The organism is Rathayibacter sp. PhB127 (assembly GCF_003751665.1).
Lineage (GTDB): Bacteria > Actinomycetota > Actinomycetes > Actinomycetales > Microbacteriaceae > Rathayibacter > Rathayibacter festucae.
Genome location: NZ_RKHW01000001.1, coordinates 1,844,288 through 1,862,909, shown reverse-complemented (window position 1 = coordinate 1,862,909; position 18,622 = coordinate 1,844,288). Strand labels below are relative to the sequence as shown.

Sequence of the window (18,622 nt, the reverse complement as noted above, 5' to 3'; positions counted from 1 at the left end):
TCAGAGTCCGGCCTGGTCGATCGCCGATTGCAGGGACGTGAGGTATCCGTCGCTGGTGTAGGTCGCTCCGCTGACCGCCTGCACGTTCGCGGACTGGGCGGCGAGGACTTCCTGACGCAGGATCGGCGCGGCCCGGTCGGAGATCGACACCGACCGGCCGTCCTTGTCCGTGAGGTGCACGGCGGTGACGTCGGTGATCTGCCCGCCGGCGACGGTGATCGCGACCTGCACCGCGCCGAAGCGCGTCGCCACGGACGAGCCGGTCCAGGTGCCGTCGGTCGAGGTGCCGTCGGTCGAGGTGGACGGGCTCGCGGTGGCCGTCGAGCTCGCACCGCCCGTCGAGCTCGCACCGGCCGACGGGTCGGTGGTCGCGCCGGTGGAGGGCGCTGCGGGTGTCGTCGAGGCCGGGATGCCGGCCGAGGTCGGCGTCGTCGCCGCGGGGGCTGTCGGGTCCGTGGCCGTGGTGGCGCTCGTCCCGGTGGCGAGCGGGGACCCGGTGGCGCCGGCGGATCCCATCTGCCAGCCGCCGACGAGGACGGCGAGGGAGGCGAGGACGCTGGCGACTGCTGCTCGTGTTCTCACCAGTCGAACCTCTCCACGTGGACCTGCCGGTCGGGCAGGCCTGCCGCTCGCGCGTCGCGGACGACGAGGTCGGCCCAGGCGGTGGGACCGCAGACGAACAGGTCGGATTCGAGCAGGCCCGGCAGCGCCGAGGTGATCGTCACACCGCGGGCGACGGACTCGGCGGACATCCACGTCGCGAGCCCTGCGGGCCGCCGGCCGATCATCCCGAACAGCGCGCCGCGGCTGCTGCGGACCAGTGTCTGCGTCTCTTCCCAGAGGTAGGTCTCGGAGTCGTCGGTGGCGCGCAGCAGGACGGTGGCCTCGCCGGGTCGGAGGCCGCCGTGCTCGAGGAGCGCTCGGGCGGGGGTGATGCCGATGCCGGCGGCGATGATCGCGAGGCGCGGGGCGGTGCGGGCGACGTCGGTGAAGATCCCGTAAGGGCCCTCGATCGAGACCGTGGTCCCGGGGCGCAGTCGTGCGAGACGGTCGGTCCCGGCTCCGAGTGCGCGGACGGTGATCCGCGCACGGGTGCCGGTCGGGACGGCGGAGAAGGAGATCGGGTGCGCGTGCCACCAGGTGCCGCGGCTCCAGAACCGCCAGATCGCGTACTGCCCGCCGATCACACCGAGGCGGGAGAGGTCGCGGCCGGAGAGGTGGATCGAGAAGACGCCGGGGGCGATCGCCTCGACGGCCTCGACCCGGATCCGGTGCCGCAGCGTCGCGAGGACCGGTACCGCGAACCGGAACCAGGCGATCGCGCCGAACGCCAGGACGTAAAGGGCGATCCAGTAGACGCGCTGCGGGGTGCTCTCGGCGAGGACCTGGCCGGCGGAGAGCTGGTGCGGGACGGCGACGAGGACGGCGGCGTAGCTGAGCAGGTGGATCGCGTGCCACGCCTCGTACGCGAAGCGGCGGCGCACGGCGACGAGGGAGGTGACGACGACGAGCACCAGCAGGGTGCTGCCGAGCAGCGCCAGGAGCATGTCGGCGCCGGAGTACAGGGCGAGCGTCTCGTTCCACAGCGTCAGCCCGTCGGTGAGGGCGTAGCCGACGGTGAGCAGGGCGCCGTGCCCGAGGATCAGATACAACGCGGGCTTGCCGAGGCGACGGTGCAGCGCCATCGCGGTGTCCTGGCCGAAGGTGCGATCGATCCAGGGGATCCGGGCGGCCAGGACGAGCATGACCAGGATCAGGTCGGTGCCGACGAGACCGGCGACGATCCCCGCGGCCGTGAGGGCTCCGGAGAGGTCGGTGACCTGCGCGGGTCCGCCGGCTGCGAGGTAGAGCGCGATGGCGAGGGCGACCGACACCCAGCCGGCGGTGACGAGCGCGTCCGCGGAACGCAGGCGCCGGCGCAGGGATCGCTCGCGGTCGGCCTGGGACCGCCGCAGCGTGGTCGGGGCGTGGGGCGCAGGTGCCCTGGTCGGTCGGATCGTGGTGCTCACGGCGGCGCCCTCCGGTCGGTGTCGAGTGCGCCGACCCGGGGTTTTCGGGGGCGCGCTCTCACCGTCGCGGGGAAGTCTTGGTGCCGGCTATGAGGGATGCGTGCCGATTCCCCGCCGGAGTCCGATTCGTGTTCGAGGTCTCACATGTCACCGCTCGGGCAGCACGACCGTCACCCTCACTCCGCTGGGGCGGCGGTTCTCAAGGGTGACCGATCCGTCGGCGGTGTCGACGAGGGCTGCGACGAGGGCGAGCCCGAGCCCGCTGCCGCCGTCGCGGCTGGTGCGCGCCTCGTCGGGCCGGGAGAAGCGCTCGAACGCGTGCGGCACGAACTCCTCCGGCATGCCGTGCCCGGTGTCCTCCACGCGCAGCTCGAGGGTGGAGTCGTGCTGCTCGAGGAGGAGGGTGATGCGTCCGGCAGGGGGCGTCGCGGCGATCGCGTTCGCGCCGAGATTGTCGAGGATCCGCGAGAACGCGCTCACCGAGAGCGGGTAGGGCGCATCGGCCCGCTCGATCGCGGTGTCGAGCTCGATCTCGGGGCCGCCGCCGCCCGTGATCGTCCTCAGCCGGTCGACGGAGTCCATCAGCTCGGTCTCCAGCTCGCTCGCCGTCGCGCGGACGGCGACGGGCGGGGCGGCGTCCAGGCGGGAGAGCTCGAGGAGGTTCGTCGCCAGGCGGGACAGGCGGGCGAGCGATCCCTCGGCGGCGCGGATCTCCTTCTCGAGGGCGTCCGCGTCGCCGAAGTGCCGGTGCGCGAGTTCGAGCTGGGTGATGACGACGGCCAGCGGGGTGCGGATCTCGTGGCTGGCCGCGGACACCATCTGCCGCTCCCGATCCGCGGTGTCCCGCATCCGGGCGATGAACGCGTTCAACGTCTCCGCCAGGTCCGACAGCTCGTCAGCCGCCGGCCCGACAGGGAGCTCGCCGCCGCCTCGGTCGCCGAGGGACGCGGCGGTGCGGCGCATCCGCTCGACCGGACGAAGCGCAGCCCCGGTGAGCAGCCATGCGGCGAGAGCGGACAGGATCACGAGGGCCGCGGCGCTGATGAGCAGCGTCCGGTCCAGGGCCGCGACGGTGAGGTCGCTGCCGGCGCCGCTGCGCGCCGCCCACAGCTCCCACGTGCCCGCACTCGTGTCCAGGGTCCGGGAGACGATCGTGAACCGGACGTCCTCGTCGGTGATCACCGTCGAGGTGCCGTCGCTGCCGGTGCTGCGCTCCAGAACCTCGTGGACGTCGTGCGGCATCGTGTCGACGGGGACCGCCCCGCCAGGAGCGCGCGCGAAGACCAGGATCCCCTCGGCCGGCGGGTCCGGGGTCTCGGTCGGATCCGATCCCAGATCGGCGAGATACGGGGCGAGGTCGCCCTCGGCGAGGGTCACCTCGGACGCGACGACGATGCTGCGGAACTGCCCGTGCAGCACGAGGGTGATCACGCCGACGCCGACCAGCGCGACGAGGAGGCTGCCGAGGGTGATCCGGGAGCGGATCGACAGGGAGCGCAGCAGCCTCACTCGGTGCGCTCCAGCCGGTATCCCGCGCCGCGGACGGTCGTGATCCGCAGGCCCGCGTCGGCCAGGGCGAGCTTCTTGCGGAGATAGCTGACGTACTGGTCCACGAGGGTCGGCTCGAACGTCTCCGGTGATCCCCACACCTCGGTGAGGATCTCCGTCCGGGTCAGCACCTCATCGAGATGCTCCGCGAAGAAGCGCAGCAGCGTGAACTCCTTCACGCTCAACGCGAACGGGTGATCGCGGACCGTGGCTCGCACGGACAGGGCGTCGAGGCGCAGCGCCCCGATCTGCACCACGGGCTGCGGGCCGCTGGCCCGGCGGCGGATCTGCGCGCGGATCCGGGCGCTCAGCTCGCCGAAGTGGAACGGCTTCGTGACGTAGTCGTCCGCGCCCGAGTCCAGCCCGAAGATCCGGTCCTCGACGGCGTCCCGCGCCGTGATCAGCACCACCGGGACGGTGCTGCCCGACTCCCGCATCCGCCGGCAGACCTCGAACCCGGTCATCCCCGGCAGCATCACATCGACGACGGCGACGTCGACGTCTCCCGCCGTGAAGGCGATCAGCGCGTCGACGCCGTTGTCGACGAGCTGCACGTCGTAGCCGTCCTCCCGCAGCCCGCGCTCGACGAGGGCGCCCATCTGCGGGTCGTCCTCGACGACGAGGATCCGGGACATCAGACCGCGCCGGACGTACCGAGCAGCGAGCCGATCAGGAAGGTCGCGGCGAGGGGCGGAGGAGTGGGCGGGGACGACATGAGGGCCATGCAAGCACCCACCCCTCGGGAGCGCCAGCCAGGAGAGCCTGCCCACTCCCGTCGGTGTTGCACCGCCTTTGCCCGGACGTGCTGATGCTGCTCTTCGTCGCCGTGTTCGTCGCGTCCGTCAGCATCGCGGGACTCCTCACCCGCTGACGTTCTCGCAACGAGGCGGCTCACCGCCGTGTTCACTGCGGTCGAGAACGGCGGCGACTGTCGAGACGTCGTCACGCAGCTCTCCGCCGTCTCCAGCGCTCTGGATCGGGCCGGCTTCGCGATGATCTCCACCGCAATGCGTCAGTGCCTCATCACCGATGACGCGGACTCCGCCGACGACGACACGGCTGACGCCCCTCCGCGCGAGCTCGGCATCCTCCCGCCGCTGCGGGTCGTGTCAGACGGCGGCGATGAGCCCGGCCAGGGACTCGAGGGCACCAGGGACGAGGCGGTAGTAGGCCCAGGTCCCCCGCTTGTCGCGGGTCAGGATCCCGGCGTCGACGAGGACCTTCAGGTGGTGCGAGACGGTGGACTGGCCGAGCCCGAGCGGCTCGGTGAGGTCGCACACGCACGCCTCCTGGCCGTCGTGAGCGGCGATCATCGAGATCAGTCGCAGCCGCGCGGGGTCCGCGATCGCGCGCAGCGAGCGGGCAAGCTTCTCGGCGTTCTCCGTGCTCATCGCCTCGCGGGTCAGCGGTGCGCAGCAGGCGGCGACGTCCGTCAGGGGGAGCATCTCGAGAACGGCCATCCCCCATCTTCCCATGGATCGACGCGTGTCGATATAGTCGGCCGTGCTTGCATCGACGGAGATCGATGCAGCAGCCCTGTTCCGTCGACGCCCAGGAGTTCCGATGACCGCCCCCACCGTCCTCTTCGTCTGCATCCACAACGCGGGGCGCTCGCAGATGGCCGCCGGCTACATGCGCGCCCTCTCGAACGGCGCCGTCGAGGTGCTCTCCGGCGGGTCCGAGCCGGGCGACCAGATCAACCCGATGGCGATCGCCGCGATGGCGGAGGAGGGCATCGACATCTCGCAGGCCGTGCCCACGCTGATGACCACCGAGCAGGTGCGCGAGTCGGACGCCGTGATCACCATGGGCTGCGGCGACGTCTGCCCGATCTTCCCCGGCAAGCGCTACGAGGACTGGTCGCTCACGGACCCCAAGGGCAAGTCGCTCGACGAGGTCCGTCCGATCCGCGACGACATCAAGGCGCGCGTCGAGTCGCTGCTGGCCGAGCTGCTGCCCGCCGGCCGCTGACCCGACGAGCCGAGGATCCCGCCATGACCATGCTGCTGACCGTCCCGCCCCGCACCGACGAGCGCCGCCTCACCGGCCTGCCCGTCGCGGTGATCGGCGCCGGCCCCGTCGGCCTGGCCGCTGCCGCGCAGCTGCTCGAGCGGGGCATCGACGTCCTCGTCTACGAGGCCGGGGACAGCGCCGGGGCTGCCGTTCAGCAGTGGGGTCACACCCGGCTGTTCTCGCCGTGGGAGTACCTGGTCGACGCCGCCGCCGCACGTCTGCTCGACGCGGCCGGCTGGGAGGTGCCCGCGGCGAAGAAGCTGCCCACCGGATACGAGTTCGTCCGCGACTACCTCGCGCCCCTCGCCGCGACGCCGCAGCTCGCCCCGGTCATCCGGTACCGCTCGCGTGTGACCGCCGTGACCCGCGAGGGCATGGACCGCACCCGCTCGGTCGGCCGCGCGGGCACCCCGTTCCTGCTGCGCCTGGACACCCCGGAGGGCGCCGTCGACGTCACCGCTCGCGCCGTCATCGACACCTCGGGCACGTACTCGACGCCCAACGCCCTCGCCTCGGCCGGCCTCGATCCGATCGGCGCCGCCGACGTCGCCGAGCACCTCAGCCACGCGCTGCCCGACGTGCTCGGCGCCGACCGCGCCCGCTTCGCCGGAAAACGCGTCCTCGTCGTCGGCGCCGGCCACTCCGCCGCGAACACTCTGATCAAGCTCGCCCGCCTCGCCCGCGAAGAACCGGGCACGCGGATCACCTGGGCGATCCGTGGGACCAGCCCGCTGCGCGTCTTCGGCTCCGGCGCCGACGAGCTCGAGGAGCGAGGCAGGCTCGGCGGAACCGTCCACCAGCTCGTCCGCGCCGGCGCGATCACCCTCCTCGACCGCTTCGAGATCGACCGCCTCGAGAAGACCGCCACCGGCCGGGTCGCCGTCCTCGGACGCCGCCGGAAGGAGCGCGAGAGCGTGGAGGCCGACGTCGTCGTGCAGGCCACGGGGTTCCGGCCCGACCTCGGCATGCTGCGCGAGATCCGCGTCTCCCTGGATGAGATCGTGGAGGCGCCGCGCGCGCTCGCGACGCTGATCGACCCGAACCTGCACTCCTGCGGCACCGTCGACCCCCACGGCGTCGCGGAACTCGCCCACCCCGAGCCGAACTTCTACATCGCCGGCATGAAGTCCTACGGCCGCGCGCCGACGTTCCTCCTCGTCACGGGCTACGAGCAGGTCCGCTCGATCGCGGACGAGCTCGCGGGCGATCACGCCGCGGCCCGGCGGGTGCAGCTCGTGCTCCCCGAGACCGGCGTGTGCCCCACCGACATCGGGTCCGCCGGAGGAAGCTGATGCTCATGACCGCGATCCGGGCGATGCTTCCCGAGGACTGGACGGCGGTCGAAGCGATCTACCGCGAAGGGATCGCCACCGGGCATGCCACCTTCGAGGCGGAGCCGCCGTCCTGGGAGGCGTTCGATGCGGGGAAGCTCGACGTCGGGCGCCTGGTCGCCGCGGACGGCGACGAGATCCTCGGCTGGGCGGCGTTCTCGCCCGTCTCGAACCGTCCCGTGTACCGGGGAGTCGTCGAGCATTCCGTCTACATCGCCGCTGCCGCTCGTGGCCTGGGCATCGGCGCGATGCTCGTGCAGGCGCTCATCGAGGCCGCCGACGACGCCGGACTCTGGACCATCCAGTCGAGCGTCTTCCCGGAGAACTCCGCCAGCCTCGCCCTGCACGACCGCGCCGGTTTCCGCCGCGTCGGTACCCGCGAACGCATCGCCCTGATGACCTACGGACCAGCCGTCGGCACCTGGCGCGACACGGTCCTCATCGAACGACGTCGGCCCGACTGATCCACGTTCGATGCCCGCTCGCCAGTCGTGCTTGAGATCGGCTGCTGCGCGGTGGACACGAGCGGGCGCGGCAGGTGTCAGCGGGCGAGAAGAGCGATCGCAGTTCTCTCGAGCTCGTCAGCGGCTTCTCGAGCGCCGGTGACGTGTGCTGCTGCTTTCGCTCGATCGTCAGCAGCCGGGTTCGCCGAATGCCTTCAGTGAACAGGATCGCTCACCGGTCGCGCTCCATGACTCAGTGCACGTGCGCGCCGAGCAGGGCCCGGTCGGTGTGCCGCTGCATCCACTCCTGGTCGAAGTCGCCGCTTCGGAGCAGCCACCGGTGGACGACGGGGCCGAGCAGGAGCTCCGCCGCCGCGGCCGGTTCGGCGGCGCCCGCCAGCTCGAAGCGCCGAGCGACGGCGGCCATCTGGGGTTCGAGCAGCCGTTCGCGGTACTGGCGAGCGAGCTCGAGGTCGGTCTGGATCGCGGCGGTGACTGCCCGCAGCAGAGGTTCGGTCGCGGGTGAGGTGAGCTCCTGGACCGTCTCCTCGATCAGGAGGAGCAGGTCGGCCTTCAGATCGCCGGTGTCCGGTAGGGAGACCGTGCCCTCCGGAGTCTCGCTCCGGGCGAGAAGAGCGTCGAACACGATCGCTGCCGTCGACGGCCAGGTCCGGTAGAGCGTCTGCTTTCCGGTCCCCGCGCGGCCGGCGATGCCCTCCATCGTCAATCGCATGTCGCAGTGAGGCGGGCGAGGTGCTGGGGCAGCACGCCGACCGCCGCCGAGCGGCTGATCGAGCCCGACGTGGGCGCGAGCTCGCCCGCGAGGAGCCGCAGCAGCGTGGTCCTGCCGGCGCCGTTCGCGCCGGTCAGACCCGTCCGGCCTGAGCCGTGTGCAGCCGAGGCGTGATCGAGCACCACCGACATCACTTGCCTGACAGGAAAACGATGTGTAGTTTTCCCTTATGGAAAACGATCGAGCATCCGACGCGTCCTCCGCCCTCGACGGCCTCCGGTCCGACCGGGAGGCCCTCGTCGCCCGAATCTCCGCACCGCGCCGGCACCTCGCCGGGTTCGGCGTCCTCGCACTGCTCTGGGTGGCGCAGGCCGCCGCGCTCTCACCGGGCGCCGACTACGAGCCGCCCACCACGTCGTGGCTCGTGATCGCTGCGGCCGTCGTGCTCGTGGTGCTCCTGCGACGCGCCACGGGTATCCGGCTCCGGCGGGTCGGTGTCGAGGCGATGCTGCTCGTCGGCGCGGCCCTCGCTTCGTGCCTCCTCCTGTTCTCGGTCTCGCTCGGGCTCGTCGCCCAGGGACTCGGCTGGGCCGTGGCGATCACCGCGATCGCCGCGTTTTTCCTCGTCACCTGGCTGTCGACGCTCGCGTTCCGCGCGGCGGTCCGGCAGATCGCCCGCCGTGGCTGACGCCGCCTTCGACGAGCTGATCCACGCTCCCGCCCGCCTGCGCATCTGCGGGATCCTGCGCCGCGTCGATCAGATCGACTTCACCGTGCTCCGCGACACCCTCGGCATCGCGGACGCGAGCCTCTCCAAGCACCTCCGCGCCCTCGCCGACAACGGCTACGTGTCCTCCCGCAAAGCCTCGTCGGCCGGACGGAGCGACCGCCGTCAGCTGACCTGGCTGACGCTCACCCCGAGCGGACAGCGCGCGTTCGACGGGCATGTGGCGGCCCTCGCCGAGATCGCCGGCGAAGCGACCCCTCAGCCCTAGCTGCTCCACCGCGACCACATCAGACAGGAGGTACCTGCGGTGCTTCAGGAGAAGTCGGCCGGGGCCGAGCCGCTGAGAGTCCGGATACGCAGGGCGACCGGCGCCGACTCCCGCTCCATCGACACCGTCGAGTCGACGGCGTTCGCGCTGCAGGCGGACCGTGTGGTTTCGCTGGTACACGGGTTGCGGCTCACGAGCGCGGCGGTCGTCGAGCTCGTCGCTGAAGACGCGGAACACCTCGTCGGTCACGTGGTGCTCTCGCGGGGATGGCTGGACGCGCCAGCAGAGCTCGTCGAGGTCCTCGTGCTGAGCCCGCTCGCGGTCGTTCCCTCGCAGCAGCGCCGAGGGATCGGCCGCCGCCTGATCGAGCAGGCAGTCTCGGAGGGCGAACGGTCGAACGCGCCCGCAGTGTTCCTGGAAGGGGACCCCGGGTACTACTCCTCCTCCGGATTCGTTCCCGCCGCTCCTCTGGGGTTTCGCTCGCCCTCGTCGCGGATCCCGGATGGGGCGTTCCAGGTGCGTCGACTCTCCGCCTTCGAACCGTGGATGACAGGTGCACTGGTGTATCCCGAGGCGTTCTGGATCCACGACGCGGTGGGTCTTCGCTGAGGATCCACGTCGAACCGTCCGGCGACCGGAGGCGCCGCTCCTCCCGGCATGATCATGAGCGATCGGCACTGGCGTGAAGCAACGCACACGGTCTCCACGGTGGCGCGGAAGGCGGCGGCCTCAGGACGGCGGCTGGAGCCCGGCCACTGAGAGCGCACGCACGGGGAATGAACACCGCTTTCAACCCGTTGTCAGATACCCCCGGGGGGTATACGGTTCGGTGAGGTCGGTTCAGGCCGGAAGGAGTCACGATGGTCAAGCACGAGGGGCATTCCAGCGGGCACGGTGAACATCACGGTGCGGCGTCGGTGCCGGCGCAGTCCGAGCACAGCGGCCACGCGATGCCGGAGGATCACGGGTCCCCGCACGGTCAGGCCGTGAGCACAGCTCCCGATGGTCACGCCGGTCACACCGTCGACAGTGAGCACGGGGACCCCGCCGGTCACCCGGGTCACGGCGAGCACGACAGTGACGCCGGCCACCACGATCACAGCGGTCACGCAGGGCACAGCGGCCATGGGGGGCACAGCGGCCATGGGGGTCATGGTGATCACGTGGGCCAGTTCCGGCGTCTGTTCTGGATCATGGTGGTCTTCGCCGTGCCGGTGGTGGCGTTCAGCAGCATGTTCGCGATGATCCTGGGCTATCCGCTGCCCGAGGCTTCGGGGGTCGCGTGGATCTCGCCGGTACTGGGCACGGTCATGTACGTGTGGGGCGGCCGGCCGTTCCTGGAAGGGGCGGTGTCGGAGCTGCGCTCCCGGACGCCGGGGATGATGCTGCTGATCGCGTTGGCGATCACGGTCGCTTTCCTCGCGTCGTGGGGTGCGAGCGCCGGGCTGCTGGATCACGAGCTCGATTTCTGGTGGGAGCTCGCGCTGCTGATCGTGATCATGCTGCTCGGGCACTGGATCGAGATGCGCTCCCTCGCGCAGACGTCCTCGGCCCTGGACTCTCTCGCGGCGCTGCTGCCGGATGAGGCGGAACGGGTGCGCGACGACGAGGTGGAGAAGGTGTCTCCCGCGGATCTGGTGCAGGGCGACGTCGTGATCGTGCGTCCCGGCGGCCGGGTGCCGGCGGACGGCCGGGTGATCGAGGGCACCGCTGATGTGGACGAGTCGATGATCACGGGGGAGTCGCGCGCCGTCAGCCGCGGTCCGGGATCGATGGTCGTGGCGGGCACGGTCGCCACGGACACCGCGCTACGGGTCGAGGTGACAGCGGTCGGCGACGACACTGCTCTCGCCGGCATCCAGCGCCTGGTCACCGAGGCGCAGAACTCGTCCTCCCGCGCGCAGCGGATCGCGGACGTCGCGGCGGGGTGGCTGTTCTGGTTCGCGTTGGGCGCCGGGGTGATCACCGCGATCGTGTGGTCGCTGCTGGGCAGCCCGGACGATGCGGTGATCCGCACGATCACCGTTCTGGTGATCGCGTGCCCGCACGCGCTGGGCCTGGCGATCCCGCTGGTGGTGTCCATCGCGACCGAGCGCGCCGCGAAGGGCGGCGTGCTGGTCAAGGACCGTCTCGCGTTGGAGAGCATGCGCACCGTCGACACGGTCCTGTTCGATAAGACGGGCACCCTCACCAAGGGCGAGCCGACCCTCTCGGCGGTGCACGTCTCCGGGGATCTGTCGGAGGAGCAGCTGCTCGCGATCGCCGCGGCGGTCGAGGCGGACAGCGAGCATCCCCTCGCTCGCGCGATCGGCACCGCCGCTGCGTCGCGGGGTGTCACGGTGGCGAAGGCGACCGGCGTCGAGGCGTCGACAGCGGTCGGTGTCACAGCGAGCGTCGAGGGCGTGAAGGTGAGCGTGGGCGGTCCGTCGATGCTCCGCGCGCACGACGCGGCGCCGCTCGAGCAGACGCGGGCGTGGGAGGCGGACGGGATGATCATCCTGCACGTGCTCCGCGACGGCCGGGTCATCGGGGCTCTGGGGCTCGCGGATGAGGTGCGGGAGGAGTCCCGGCAGGCGGTCGACGCGCTGCACGCGATCGGCGTGCAGGTGGTCATGATCACCGGTGACGCCGAAGCCGTCGCCCGCACCGTCGGGGACGAGCTCGGCATCGACCGGGTGTTCGCCGGCGTGAAGCCCGAGGACAAGGCCGCGAAGGTCATCGAGCTGCAGAAGGAGGGTCGCCGCGTCGCGATGGTCGGGGACGGCGTGAACGACGCTCCCGCTCTCGCGCAGGCCGATGTCGGGATCGCGATCGGTGCCGGCACGGACGTCGCGATCGCGTCCGCCGGGGTGATCCTCGCATCGGATGATCCCCGGTCGGTGCTGTCGGTGATCGAGCTGTCCCGGGCGAGCTTCCGGAAGATGAAGCAGAACCTGTGGTGGGCGGCCGGCTACAACCTGCTCTCCGTCCCGCTGGCCGCGGGCGTGCTCGCCCCGATCGGGTTCGTGTTGCCTGTGTCGGTCGGTGCGCTGCTGATGTCCGCGTCCACGGTCGTCGTCGCCGTGAACGCGCAACTGCTGCGGCGCCTGGACCTGTCCCCGCAGGCCAGCACCCGCGCCGCGCGCGAGCGTGGCAGCAGCCCGGTCCCTCACGAGAAGGGCCGCAGCCCCGTCCAGGTGCGTCCGTAGTCGCCGCTGGCGACCGGGTCAGCGGGACGCGAGGAGGTCCTGCATGGTCGCGATCTCCTCCGTCTGCGTCTGCACGATGGTGTTCGCCATCTCGATCGCGTCCGTGTTCCGGCCTTCGTCGACCTCGGTCTGCGCCATCTCCACAGCACCCTCGTGGTGCATCGTCATCTGCTCGAGGAAGAGCTTCTCCGCCTCAGGGCCGGTCGCGCTCTCCAATGCCGACATGTCCTCGTCGGACATCATCCCGTCCATGCTGTGATCCATGCCCGACATCGCGTCCTCAGCACCCCAGGCGGTGATCCACTCCTCGAGCTGAGAGATCTCCGGGCCCTGCGCTTCCTTGATCTGCGTCGCGAGGCCGGTCACGTCCGTGCTGATGCCGTCCTTCGCGAGGATCATGTCGGCCATCTCCACCGCCTGCTCGTGGTGGGGCTTCATCATCTGCGCGAACGTCACGTCCTGATCGTTGAAGTCCGCCGCCGCCGCGGCGGTAGAAGACGGGGACGCGGACGCGGAGGAGCTGCTGTGGTCCATTCCCTCCATGCCGCCCGTCCCGGAGGAGCTGTTCGAGCAGGCGGAGAGGGTGATCGCGGTCGCCAGAGCGAGGGTCGAGGCGAGAAAAGTGCGCTTCGTGGTCATGAGTCGTCGTGTCCATTCACTAGGTTGCAGAGATCGCCGGAATCGCGCCCTTCGGGCGCGGTGATGAGGTCGCAGCGGAGGCTGCGACGACGGGGCGAATCAGGTGCGACTGATCGACAAGACCGTCAACGACGGCAGATACACGTGGAACTTCGCGCGCGGCACCAGGCGCAGCAGGCGCGGACCGGCGTCGAGCACCCGAGCGAACATCGCCGGAACCCGGGCCAGGAGGATCAGGGACGCGAGGAAGAAGACGAGGACGCAGGTCGCGGCCATCAGAGCGCACCCCATCGCGCAACTGTCATCACACGGCACCATCGGTACGACCGCGCCGTGATCGGTGCCGGCCGCGAGTGCCGTTCCGCCGGTCGAGGCGGCCACCGTGTCGGCGTGCCCCGACTCCGCATGCGTGTGTCCCGCGGACAGGGAGGCGTCGGAGTGGCTGCCCATCATGGAGTGCATCGCGGACACTCCCAGCAGCAGCGCCGCCACCGTCAGGACCACGACAACCGCGCGCGTCAGCGGCGTGGACAGCCTGGAAGCGACGCTGTCGCTCATGATCCACACCCCCGAAACCGCACATCACACCTTCACGGGCATCCGAAAGGGACACCCGGGCATACCCCCCTAGAGTATTCAGAAAGCAGCCGGAGCTGCTGAGAACCCCCTCCGCACCCGCCCGCCGCACGCCGGCGGCGGTCGAGCTGCACCGGGCACCAGGGGGAGGAGGGCACCGTGACCGAGCAGACCACCGAGCACGACGGAACCGCCGGCACCCACGGCTGCATCTCCGACAAGGACCAGTACCTCCGCCGCCTGCGCCGCATCGAAGGACAGGCCCGCGGCCTCCAGAACAAGGTCGAGGACGAGCTCACCCCCTGAGCCGGCGTCTGGAATGAGCGGCCGACCGACGACTGAACGGACATCGCGCATCAATCCTCCAGGCGCACTCCGCGTCCGTGATGCTTCATCAAAGGGTTGCAGGGTCCCGGCAGTCGTGCCTTATGGGGATCTTTCAGCGGAACGATCAGGCGTTCGGTGCGGGTGCGAGTGTTGCGCTTCCGGAGACGACCATCCAGCGCCCGGCGATTCGCTGCCATGCGCGGACGTAGTGAAGCCGAGCCTCGATCCGCTTGCCGTGGTCGATCACAACGACGTCCACGACGGACCTGGTCCGGGCGCCGCCGGCGACGGCCAGCGTGCTGCGACTGATTTCAGCAATCGACTCGAACTTCGTCGTGCCCGACGAATGTGCTCCGAGATCGTCGTCCCGGCTGATGATCGAGCCTTCGGGTGTCGTGAAGATCAACTCGGGTGCGAGCAGTCGACCAAGCGCATCGACGTCGCTTGCGCGCATCGCGTCCAGCAATCGATCCTCGGCAGCATCGACGGTTTCGCGGGGGATGGACGGGGACGACATCCGTGAAGAGTATCTCTGCTCGTTGCGCGGCCTGCGTCCGTCTGGGGATCGTCCACCGAAACGGTGATCGTGCAGGGAGCCGCCGGGCGCCCGTGCCCCTCCGGCGTCGTCATCCGAGGAGGGCGTCCGCGGCGAGTTCAGCGAGCCGGTGGTCGCGTTCTGGCTCGTCGGCGGTGATGGTGATGACGGCGTCGCGTGCAGCGTCTACGACGACGTACTGTCCGCGCGCACCGTCGAGTCGCCAGCAGTCACGCGGTCCGTCCCAGCCCGCTGAGCCGTAGCGCGTGAATGGAGCGGGGCCGCCCGTGTCGATCCACGAACTGTGCATGCGGTCGATCCGTTGTGCACTGATCAACTGTCGGCCGTTCCACATCCCGCGGTCGCGGAGGAGCCGGCCGACGCGGGCCAACTCCTCCGTTCGTAGTTCGAGGCCGCTGCCGGCGATGATCCATCCGTGCGGGCAGCGGTGCCACTCGGGATCGTCGATGCCCAGCGGTGTGAACAGCCTGGGGATCAGCCAGTCCCGGACGTCGCCGACGATCGCGCCCAGCATCCGCATCGCGACGTACGTGCTGGCGTCGGAGTACTGGAAGACGAGGCCGGGCCCGCGGGAAGGCGTGCTGAGCACGGCGTGTGCGAGGTCGGCTTCCGGCCAGGGGTCGCCCTCGAACCACGGGAAGTCGATACCGCTGGTCATCGACAGCAGGTGCTCGATCGTCACTCCGTCGACGTCCGCGCCGAGGGAGGCGGCTGGTAGCAGCTGTCCGACCCGCGAGTCAGGGGTCAGCAGTCCCTCATCGAAGGCGAGTCCAGCGGCCAGGACCGACACGCCCTTGGAGACCGAGTAGATGTTCGTGCGGTCGTCGTTGCGCCAGCGGTGTTGTTTCTGCTGATCACCGACCCGTACGACGACGCCCAGGGCGCGGAGCCCCTCTGCGTCGACTCCGCCCACGAAGCGGCTCAGTGCGAGGTCGACGTCGATCATTTCGCCATTCTTTCGTGGCGGTGCTTTGACGGGGCTTCGTGTCGGGATGCTCCTCCAGTCAGTGGTGACGGTCAGCGGGTGGTGCGGACGCGGTCGAGGTCCGCGCGGACGGGCGCGGGCTCTGTCGGACCCGGTGGTGGTAGCCGAGAAGCTGGCCATCGCTGCGGACGCACGCGGACGCGGCCGCACCGCAGAGGACGCTGCTCGTCTCGTCGGGTGGAGCCGGGCAACGCTCTATCGCCATCAGGCGGAAGCCGCTCGACGGTCAATCGCTGCCGAGCAGTCCGCGCGCAAGTAGGGCTTGCCTGCCCATGCAGGGCTGGTCCAAGGCGGGTGATGGCGACTGCGGGCCACTGCAACTACCGTGGTGCACACGAGTCGCTACCAGGAGTTCCGGCGATTCTCTTTCCCCCGAAATGGTCACTGGACCGAACGGGAAGATGCAGTGGGAAGGCGCGCCTGCCGCCGATGATGAGGGCTGGAGACGCCGATGGGAAAGCTGTTCTACGACGGATCGACCGAAATCGACTTCGAGGATCGCGTGCTCGCGCACCTGCAGATCGTGATCACGGCGAAGCTGCGCCGCAACGAATCGTTCCTGCTCAGCTGGCGCGACGACCACAGCATGGGCGACGGCCGCAGCGCCATCTGGCTCCACCCCTCCCACGCCCTGCGCTACAAGTACTTCGGCGGGCGGATGCCCCGTATCAACCCGGCGTGGATCGGCGCGCTGACCGATCTCGCGAACTCCGCTGGCGGCCTCTACGTCACGGCCGAGCCCACGGACTCCGTCCGCCCGGCCTCCCACGGTGAGCATCTGTGAAGCGCATCGACCTGATCTACAACGGTGTCGCGCACACCGTGAGCAATCGCACTGTCGAGGAGTTTCGTGCGGAGGTCGACGCGGCTCTTGCTGCTTCGACCCCGCAGTGGCTCACCGTCAACTACGGGGAGGGTCGGGCGAACACGGCTCAGATCCTCATCACCCCGTACACGGCGCTCACGATCATCACCAACGACTACGACGCCCAGAACCACGACGAGGACGAGACCGTCTGACTCGCGTATCCCTGCGGCTCCGGTCGCTATCGACCACGGTTCAATCGCCGGAGTAACTCGTGACCGTGGGCTCGATGTCGGGCCAGGAGAAGTCAACGTCCCGATCGTCGATGATCCGGGGATCGGTGTCCGACGGCGCGACGGCCGGTGCGCGCAGAGCATCCAGACGCTGCCGAAGATCCTCACTCGTCGTGGCCAGCGAGGAATCCGCTGCGCTTCGCACGGCAAGGGGAACTCCTGCGCCGAGTGTCACGAGCACGTGGGCCTGCTCCGCCGGCGAGGCGTGATCCAGGAGCGTGACGGTGTCGACCCGCCCCTGCCGGGCGAGAGCGCTGGAGTAGTCCATGACGGCAGTGGCGGTCGCGTCCTCGATGAGGGCGGCGATACCGGCGTAGAAAAAGGTGTTCATCAGATCCTCTAGTCCGAGCACGAGAAGTGTTCCGACACCAGGGACCGGGATGCGGGGTAATAGACGCTACGTCGAGCCCGGCGGTGGAGCGAGGGGGTTGCGCTCCTTCGGTCACTGACGCGACCGAGCGGGCGCGACGGCTGACGAGGGGCCAGCCGGTATCGGCCGGGCCGGATAGAGGGTCAGAGGCTGGTCGTGGGGGTGACGATGCGGTGGGCGACGTCGTGCAGACGAGCGCTGTTCGCGTGGGCGTGAGCGCGGATGAGGGTGAAGGCGCGGTCGATGCTGATGCTGTTGCGCTCGGCGATGACGCCCTTGGCCTGCTCGATGAGCGCGCGCGAGTCGAGGGCGTGCCGCAGCTGGGCGGCGAGGTCGTTCTGCTGCTGAAGGTTCTCGCTGTGCACGAGCGCGAGGGCCGCGACGTCGGTGAACGCCTGCAGGAGGGCGATCTCTCCGTCGCTGAGGGACCCGCTGCTCTCGGAGAAGACATTCAGGGCGCCGAGCGTGCGGCTGCCCAGGCGCAGGGGAGTGGCATGCGCGGAGCGGAAGCCTTGTTCCAGGGCGACGCGGGTGAATGCCGGCCACTGCTCCGTGTCCGCGAGGTCCGGGAGATCGACGGGCTCGCCGGTGCGGAAGGACTCCAGGCACGGTCCCTCCCGAACGCCGAGCTGCTCCTCCTCGACGTCGGCCGCCCGCTCGCTCGTGGACGCGAGCACGTGCAGCGTCCCGTTCTCGTCGGCGAGGACGATGCCCGCGTCCCCGGCGGACGTGAACAGCGTCGCGGCCTGGACGAGGACGTCCATCGTGTCGATGACGTCGTGGTCGGGCTCGAGCGATCGCGCGAGAGCGACGAACACCTCAGCGAGACGCACCTCGCGGTCAGAACCGGCCATGCCAGGAACCTACGGTCCCCGGACCTCCCCGCGACGAAGAGGTCTTGGGTGGTTCCTCGAACACGAGCACGCCCCTAGGCTCCGCCCGTTGTGTGTGGACGGCACGGCACGCAGGGGCCGTCGCCGTGGCCGGGATTCTGGCGGCGCAACCGGTGGAGGGTGTCGCGCAGGCGCGATTTGACTGTGCCGAGGGGGAGCTGCAGTTCTTCCGCGATTTGGGTGTGGCTGTATCCGCGGACGTAGGCGAGGAAGAGGACGTCGTGATGGATGCGGGGGAGTTGCCGGATCGCCTCCGCGACCGGGGCATAGGAGAGGCGGATCTCGCTGTTCTCCGCCGGCTGGTCGTACGGCGACTCCTGGCTTCGCAGGGCGTACTCGTGATCACGTACGCGATCGGACTGCACCGAACGGATGCGATCGATCGCGCGCCGTTTCGCCATCTGCCGCAGCAGGTGGTGCGGAGCTCGAGCAGGGTCGAGGCGCCGCGCCTGACGCCACACCTCGAGGTAGACCTCCTGAGTCACCTCCTGTGCGAGAGAGCGATCGCGCAGGACAGAAACGACGACCGTGAGTACATCTCTGATGGTGAGGTCGTAGAACCGCGCAAAAGCGCGATGATCGCCGTCCGCGACGCGCGAGATGAGAGCGCAGAGCTCAGCGGCGTCGTCGTCGGTCACCGCTGACCCGACCGGCGAGTGAGCATTCGGTCATCGTGACAGAGCGACCTGCTCCGCTCTCCTCATGGCGAGTATGCGCGACACCCCCACTCAGGGGACGAATCAGGTCAGCACCCATGCTGAATGCCGGCCCGAGTAGCGATCGGCGGGCGGGCGGTGGTTCCTGTCAGTCGCGGACGAGGACAACGAGCGCGCCGCCAACGAAGGCGAGAGGACGCGCCCAGGGGGCAGCTGCCCCGCCTCACGCCGCCGTTCTTCGGGTCCGGCGTCCTCGGTGTCG

The 18,622-nt window shown here is 70.1% G+C and carries 24 protein-coding genes and 2 pseudogenes; 12 read left to right on the top strand and 14 right to left on the bottom strand.

From position 1 onward, the window contains the following. The 4 genes from EDF22_RS08955 to EDF22_RS08940 all read right to left on the bottom strand — a co-directional run bounded on the left by EDF22_RS08955 (position 1) and on the right by EDF22_RS08940 (position 4,192). Positions 1–582, bottom strand: a complete 582-nt coding sequence (locus EDF22_RS08955; protein ID WP_260303362.1) for an FMN-binding protein — start codon at positions 580–582, stop codon at positions 1–3. Beyond that, a complete protein-coding gene (locus EDF22_RS08950; RefSeq protein WP_260303361.1) occupies positions 579–2,009 on the bottom strand; it encodes a ferredoxin reductase family protein in 1,431 nt (476 codons plus the stop codon). The genes EDF22_RS08955 and EDF22_RS08950 overlap by 4 nt, the downstream gene beginning before the upstream one ends. A gap of 147 nt (positions 2,010–2,156) precedes the next feature. Continuing rightward, positions 2,157–3,518 (bottom strand): HAMP domain-containing sensor histidine kinase, encoded by a 1,362-nt coding sequence (locus tag EDF22_RS08945; protein ID WP_123704121.1) that lies wholly within the window; start codon positions 3,516–3,518, stop codon positions 2,157–2,159. Continuing rightward, positions 3,515–4,192, bottom strand: a complete 678-nt coding sequence (locus tag EDF22_RS08940; protein ID WP_123704118.1) for a response regulator transcription factor — start codon at positions 4,190–4,192, stop codon at positions 3,515–3,517. Before EDF22_RS08940 ends, EDF22_RS08945 begins: the two co-directional genes overlap by 4 nt. A 264-nt stretch (positions 4,193–4,456) precedes the next feature. Here EDF22_RS08940 and EDF22_RS08935 point away from each other — a divergent pair. Next, positions 4,457–4,582 (top strand): annotated as a pseudogene (locus EDF22_RS08935) (metal-sensitive transcriptional regulator); the annotation flags it as partial. An 84-nt stretch (positions 4,583–4,666) separates the two neighbouring features. Here the strand turns inward: EDF22_RS08935 and EDF22_RS08930 are convergent. Then, positions 4,667–5,017, bottom strand: coding sequence for a metalloregulator ArsR/SmtB family transcription factor (locus tag EDF22_RS08930; RefSeq protein ID WP_123704116.1), 351 nt, complete (start codon positions 5,015–5,017; stop codon positions 4,667–4,669). A 103-nt stretch (positions 5,018–5,120) separates the two neighbouring features. On the opposite strand from EDF22_RS08930, the gene EDF22_RS08925 reads away from it, so the two are divergent. The 3 genes from EDF22_RS08925 to EDF22_RS08915 are packed head-to-tail and all read left to right on the top strand — an operon-like array spanning position 5,121 to position 7,365. Beyond that, on the top strand, positions 5,121–5,528 hold the full coding sequence (locus EDF22_RS08925; protein WP_123704114.1) for an arsenate reductase ArsC: 408 nt from the start codon (positions 5,121–5,123) through the stop codon (positions 5,526–5,528). Positions 5,529–5,551: 23 nt separating this feature from the next. Continuing rightward, positions 5,552–6,862 carry an FAD-dependent oxidoreductase gene (locus EDF22_RS08920; protein ID WP_123704845.1) on the top strand — a complete coding sequence of 437 codons (1,311 nt, stop codon included), beginning with the start codon at positions 5,552–5,554 and terminating at the stop codon, positions 6,860–6,862. Continuing rightward, positions 6,862–7,365, top strand: a complete 504-nt coding sequence (locus EDF22_RS08915; protein ID WP_397460140.1) for a GNAT family N-acetyltransferase — start codon at positions 6,862–6,864, stop codon at positions 7,363–7,365. Before EDF22_RS08920 ends, EDF22_RS08915 begins: the two co-directional genes overlap by 1 nt. A 232-nt stretch (positions 7,366–7,597) precedes the next feature. Here the strand turns inward: EDF22_RS08915 and EDF22_RS08910 are convergent, their stop codons facing one another. Both EDF22_RS08910 and EDF22_RS21435 read right to left on the bottom strand, forming a co-directional pair. Then, complete coding sequence (locus EDF22_RS08910; RefSeq protein ID WP_123704842.1) at positions 7,598–8,077, bottom strand: TetR-like C-terminal domain-containing protein; 480 nt, start codon at positions 8,075–8,077, stop codon at positions 7,598–7,600. Beyond that, positions 8,068–8,268 carry an ATP-binding cassette domain-containing protein gene (locus EDF22_RS21435; protein ID WP_123704112.1) on the bottom strand — a complete coding sequence of 67 codons (201 nt, stop codon included), beginning with the start codon at positions 8,266–8,268 and terminating at the stop codon, positions 8,068–8,070. The genes EDF22_RS08910 and EDF22_RS21435 overlap by 10 nt, the downstream gene beginning before the upstream one ends. A 38-nt stretch (positions 8,269–8,306) precedes the next feature. On the opposite strand from EDF22_RS21435, the gene EDF22_RS08900 reads away from it, so the two are divergent. The 4 genes from EDF22_RS08900 to EDF22_RS08885 all read left to right on the top strand — a co-directional run bounded on the left by EDF22_RS08900 (position 8,307) and on the right by EDF22_RS08885 (position 12,260). Next, positions 8,307–8,765, top strand: a complete 459-nt coding sequence (locus tag EDF22_RS08900; RefSeq protein WP_123704110.1) for a hypothetical protein — start codon at positions 8,307–8,309, stop codon at positions 8,763–8,765. Continuing rightward, the gene (locus EDF22_RS08895) at positions 8,758–9,072 is read left to right on the top strand and encodes a transcriptional regulator (protein ID WP_123704108.1); all 315 of its coding nucleotides are present in this window, start codon (positions 8,758–8,760) and stop codon (positions 9,070–9,072) included. Before EDF22_RS08900 ends, EDF22_RS08895 begins: the two co-directional genes overlap by 8 nt. 39 nt (positions 9,073–9,111) lie before the next feature. Beyond that, positions 9,112–9,681: a GNAT family N-acetyltransferase gene (locus EDF22_RS08890; protein ID WP_221180899.1), complete on the top strand. Its 570-nt coding sequence runs from the start codon at positions 9,112–9,114 to the stop codon at positions 9,679–9,681. A gap of 251 nt (positions 9,682–9,932) precedes the next feature. Further along, on the top strand, positions 9,933–12,260 hold the full coding sequence (locus EDF22_RS08885; protein WP_123704106.1) for a heavy metal translocating P-type ATPase: 2,328 nt from the start codon (positions 9,933–9,935) through the stop codon (positions 12,258–12,260). Between the two features lie 18 nt (positions 12,261–12,278). On the opposite strand, the gene EDF22_RS08880 is transcribed toward EDF22_RS08885, so the two are convergent. Both EDF22_RS08880 and EDF22_RS08875 read right to left on the bottom strand, forming a co-directional pair. Further along, positions 12,279–12,899, bottom strand: a complete 621-nt coding sequence (locus EDF22_RS08880) for a DUF305 domain-containing protein (RefSeq protein ID WP_123704104.1) — start codon at positions 12,897–12,899, stop codon at positions 12,279–12,281. Between the two features lie 99 nt (positions 12,900–12,998). After that, positions 12,999–13,457 (bottom strand): hypothetical protein, encoded by a 459-nt coding sequence (locus tag EDF22_RS08875; protein ID WP_148059167.1) that lies wholly within the window; start codon positions 13,455–13,457, stop codon positions 12,999–13,001. A gap of 177 nt (positions 13,458–13,634) precedes the next feature. On the opposite strand from EDF22_RS08875, the gene EDF22_RS08870 reads away from it, so the two are divergent. Then, the gene (locus EDF22_RS08870; RefSeq protein WP_123704100.1) at positions 13,635–13,781 is read left to right on the top strand and encodes a metal-sensing transcriptional repressor; all 147 of its coding nucleotides are present in this window, start codon (positions 13,635–13,637) and stop codon (positions 13,779–13,781) included. Positions 13,782–13,926: 145 nt separating this feature from the next. On the opposite strand, the gene EDF22_RS08865 is transcribed toward EDF22_RS08870, so the two are convergent. Both EDF22_RS08865 and EDF22_RS08860 read right to left on the bottom strand, forming a co-directional pair. Beyond that, on the bottom strand, positions 13,927–14,319 hold the full coding sequence (locus tag EDF22_RS08865; protein WP_123704098.1) for a nuclear transport factor 2 family protein: 393 nt from the start codon (positions 14,317–14,319) through the stop codon (positions 13,927–13,929). Positions 14,320–14,428: 109 nt separating this feature from the next. Continuing rightward, positions 14,429–15,304 carry a serine hydrolase gene (locus EDF22_RS08860; protein ID WP_123704096.1) on the bottom strand — a complete coding sequence of 292 codons (876 nt, stop codon included), beginning with the start codon at positions 15,302–15,304 and terminating at the stop codon, positions 14,429–14,431. A gap of 115 nt (positions 15,305–15,419) precedes the next feature. Here EDF22_RS08860 and EDF22_RS21275 point away from each other — a divergent pair. From EDF22_RS21275 to EDF22_RS08845, 3 genes and pseudogenes are all read left to right on the top strand, one after another. Beyond that, positions 15,420–15,602 (top strand): annotated as a pseudogene (locus EDF22_RS21275) (recombinase family protein); the annotation flags it as partial. Between the two features lie 192 nt (positions 15,603–15,794). Further along, positions 15,795–16,127 (top strand): ATP-dependent DNA ligase, encoded by a 333-nt coding sequence (locus EDF22_RS08850; RefSeq protein ID WP_123704094.1) that lies wholly within the window; start codon positions 15,795–15,797, stop codon positions 16,125–16,127. Next, a complete protein-coding gene (locus tag EDF22_RS08845; protein WP_123704092.1) occupies positions 16,124–16,363 on the top strand; it encodes a hypothetical protein in 240 nt (79 codons plus the stop codon). Before EDF22_RS08850 ends, EDF22_RS08845 begins: the two co-directional genes overlap by 4 nt. A 40-nt stretch (positions 16,364–16,403) precedes the next feature. Here EDF22_RS08845 and EDF22_RS08840 read toward each other — a convergent pair whose 3' ends face one another. From EDF22_RS08840 to EDF22_RS08830, 3 genes are all read right to left on the bottom strand, one after another. Then, positions 16,404–16,772 carry a hypothetical protein gene (locus EDF22_RS08840; protein WP_133962452.1) on the bottom strand — a complete coding sequence of 123 codons (369 nt, stop codon included), beginning with the start codon at positions 16,770–16,772 and terminating at the stop codon, positions 16,404–16,406. A 182-nt stretch (positions 16,773–16,954) separates the two neighbouring features. Continuing rightward, entirely contained in the window at positions 16,955–17,665 is a 711-nt protein-coding gene (locus EDF22_RS08835; protein WP_123704088.1) for a GAF and ANTAR domain-containing protein, read from the bottom strand. A 74-nt stretch (positions 17,666–17,739) separates the two neighbouring features. Then, positions 17,740–18,342: a sigma-70 family RNA polymerase sigma factor gene (locus EDF22_RS08830; protein WP_123704086.1), complete on the bottom strand. Its 603-nt coding sequence runs from the start codon at positions 18,340–18,342 to the stop codon at positions 17,740–17,742. Positions 18,343–18,622 lie beyond the last annotated feature (280 nt).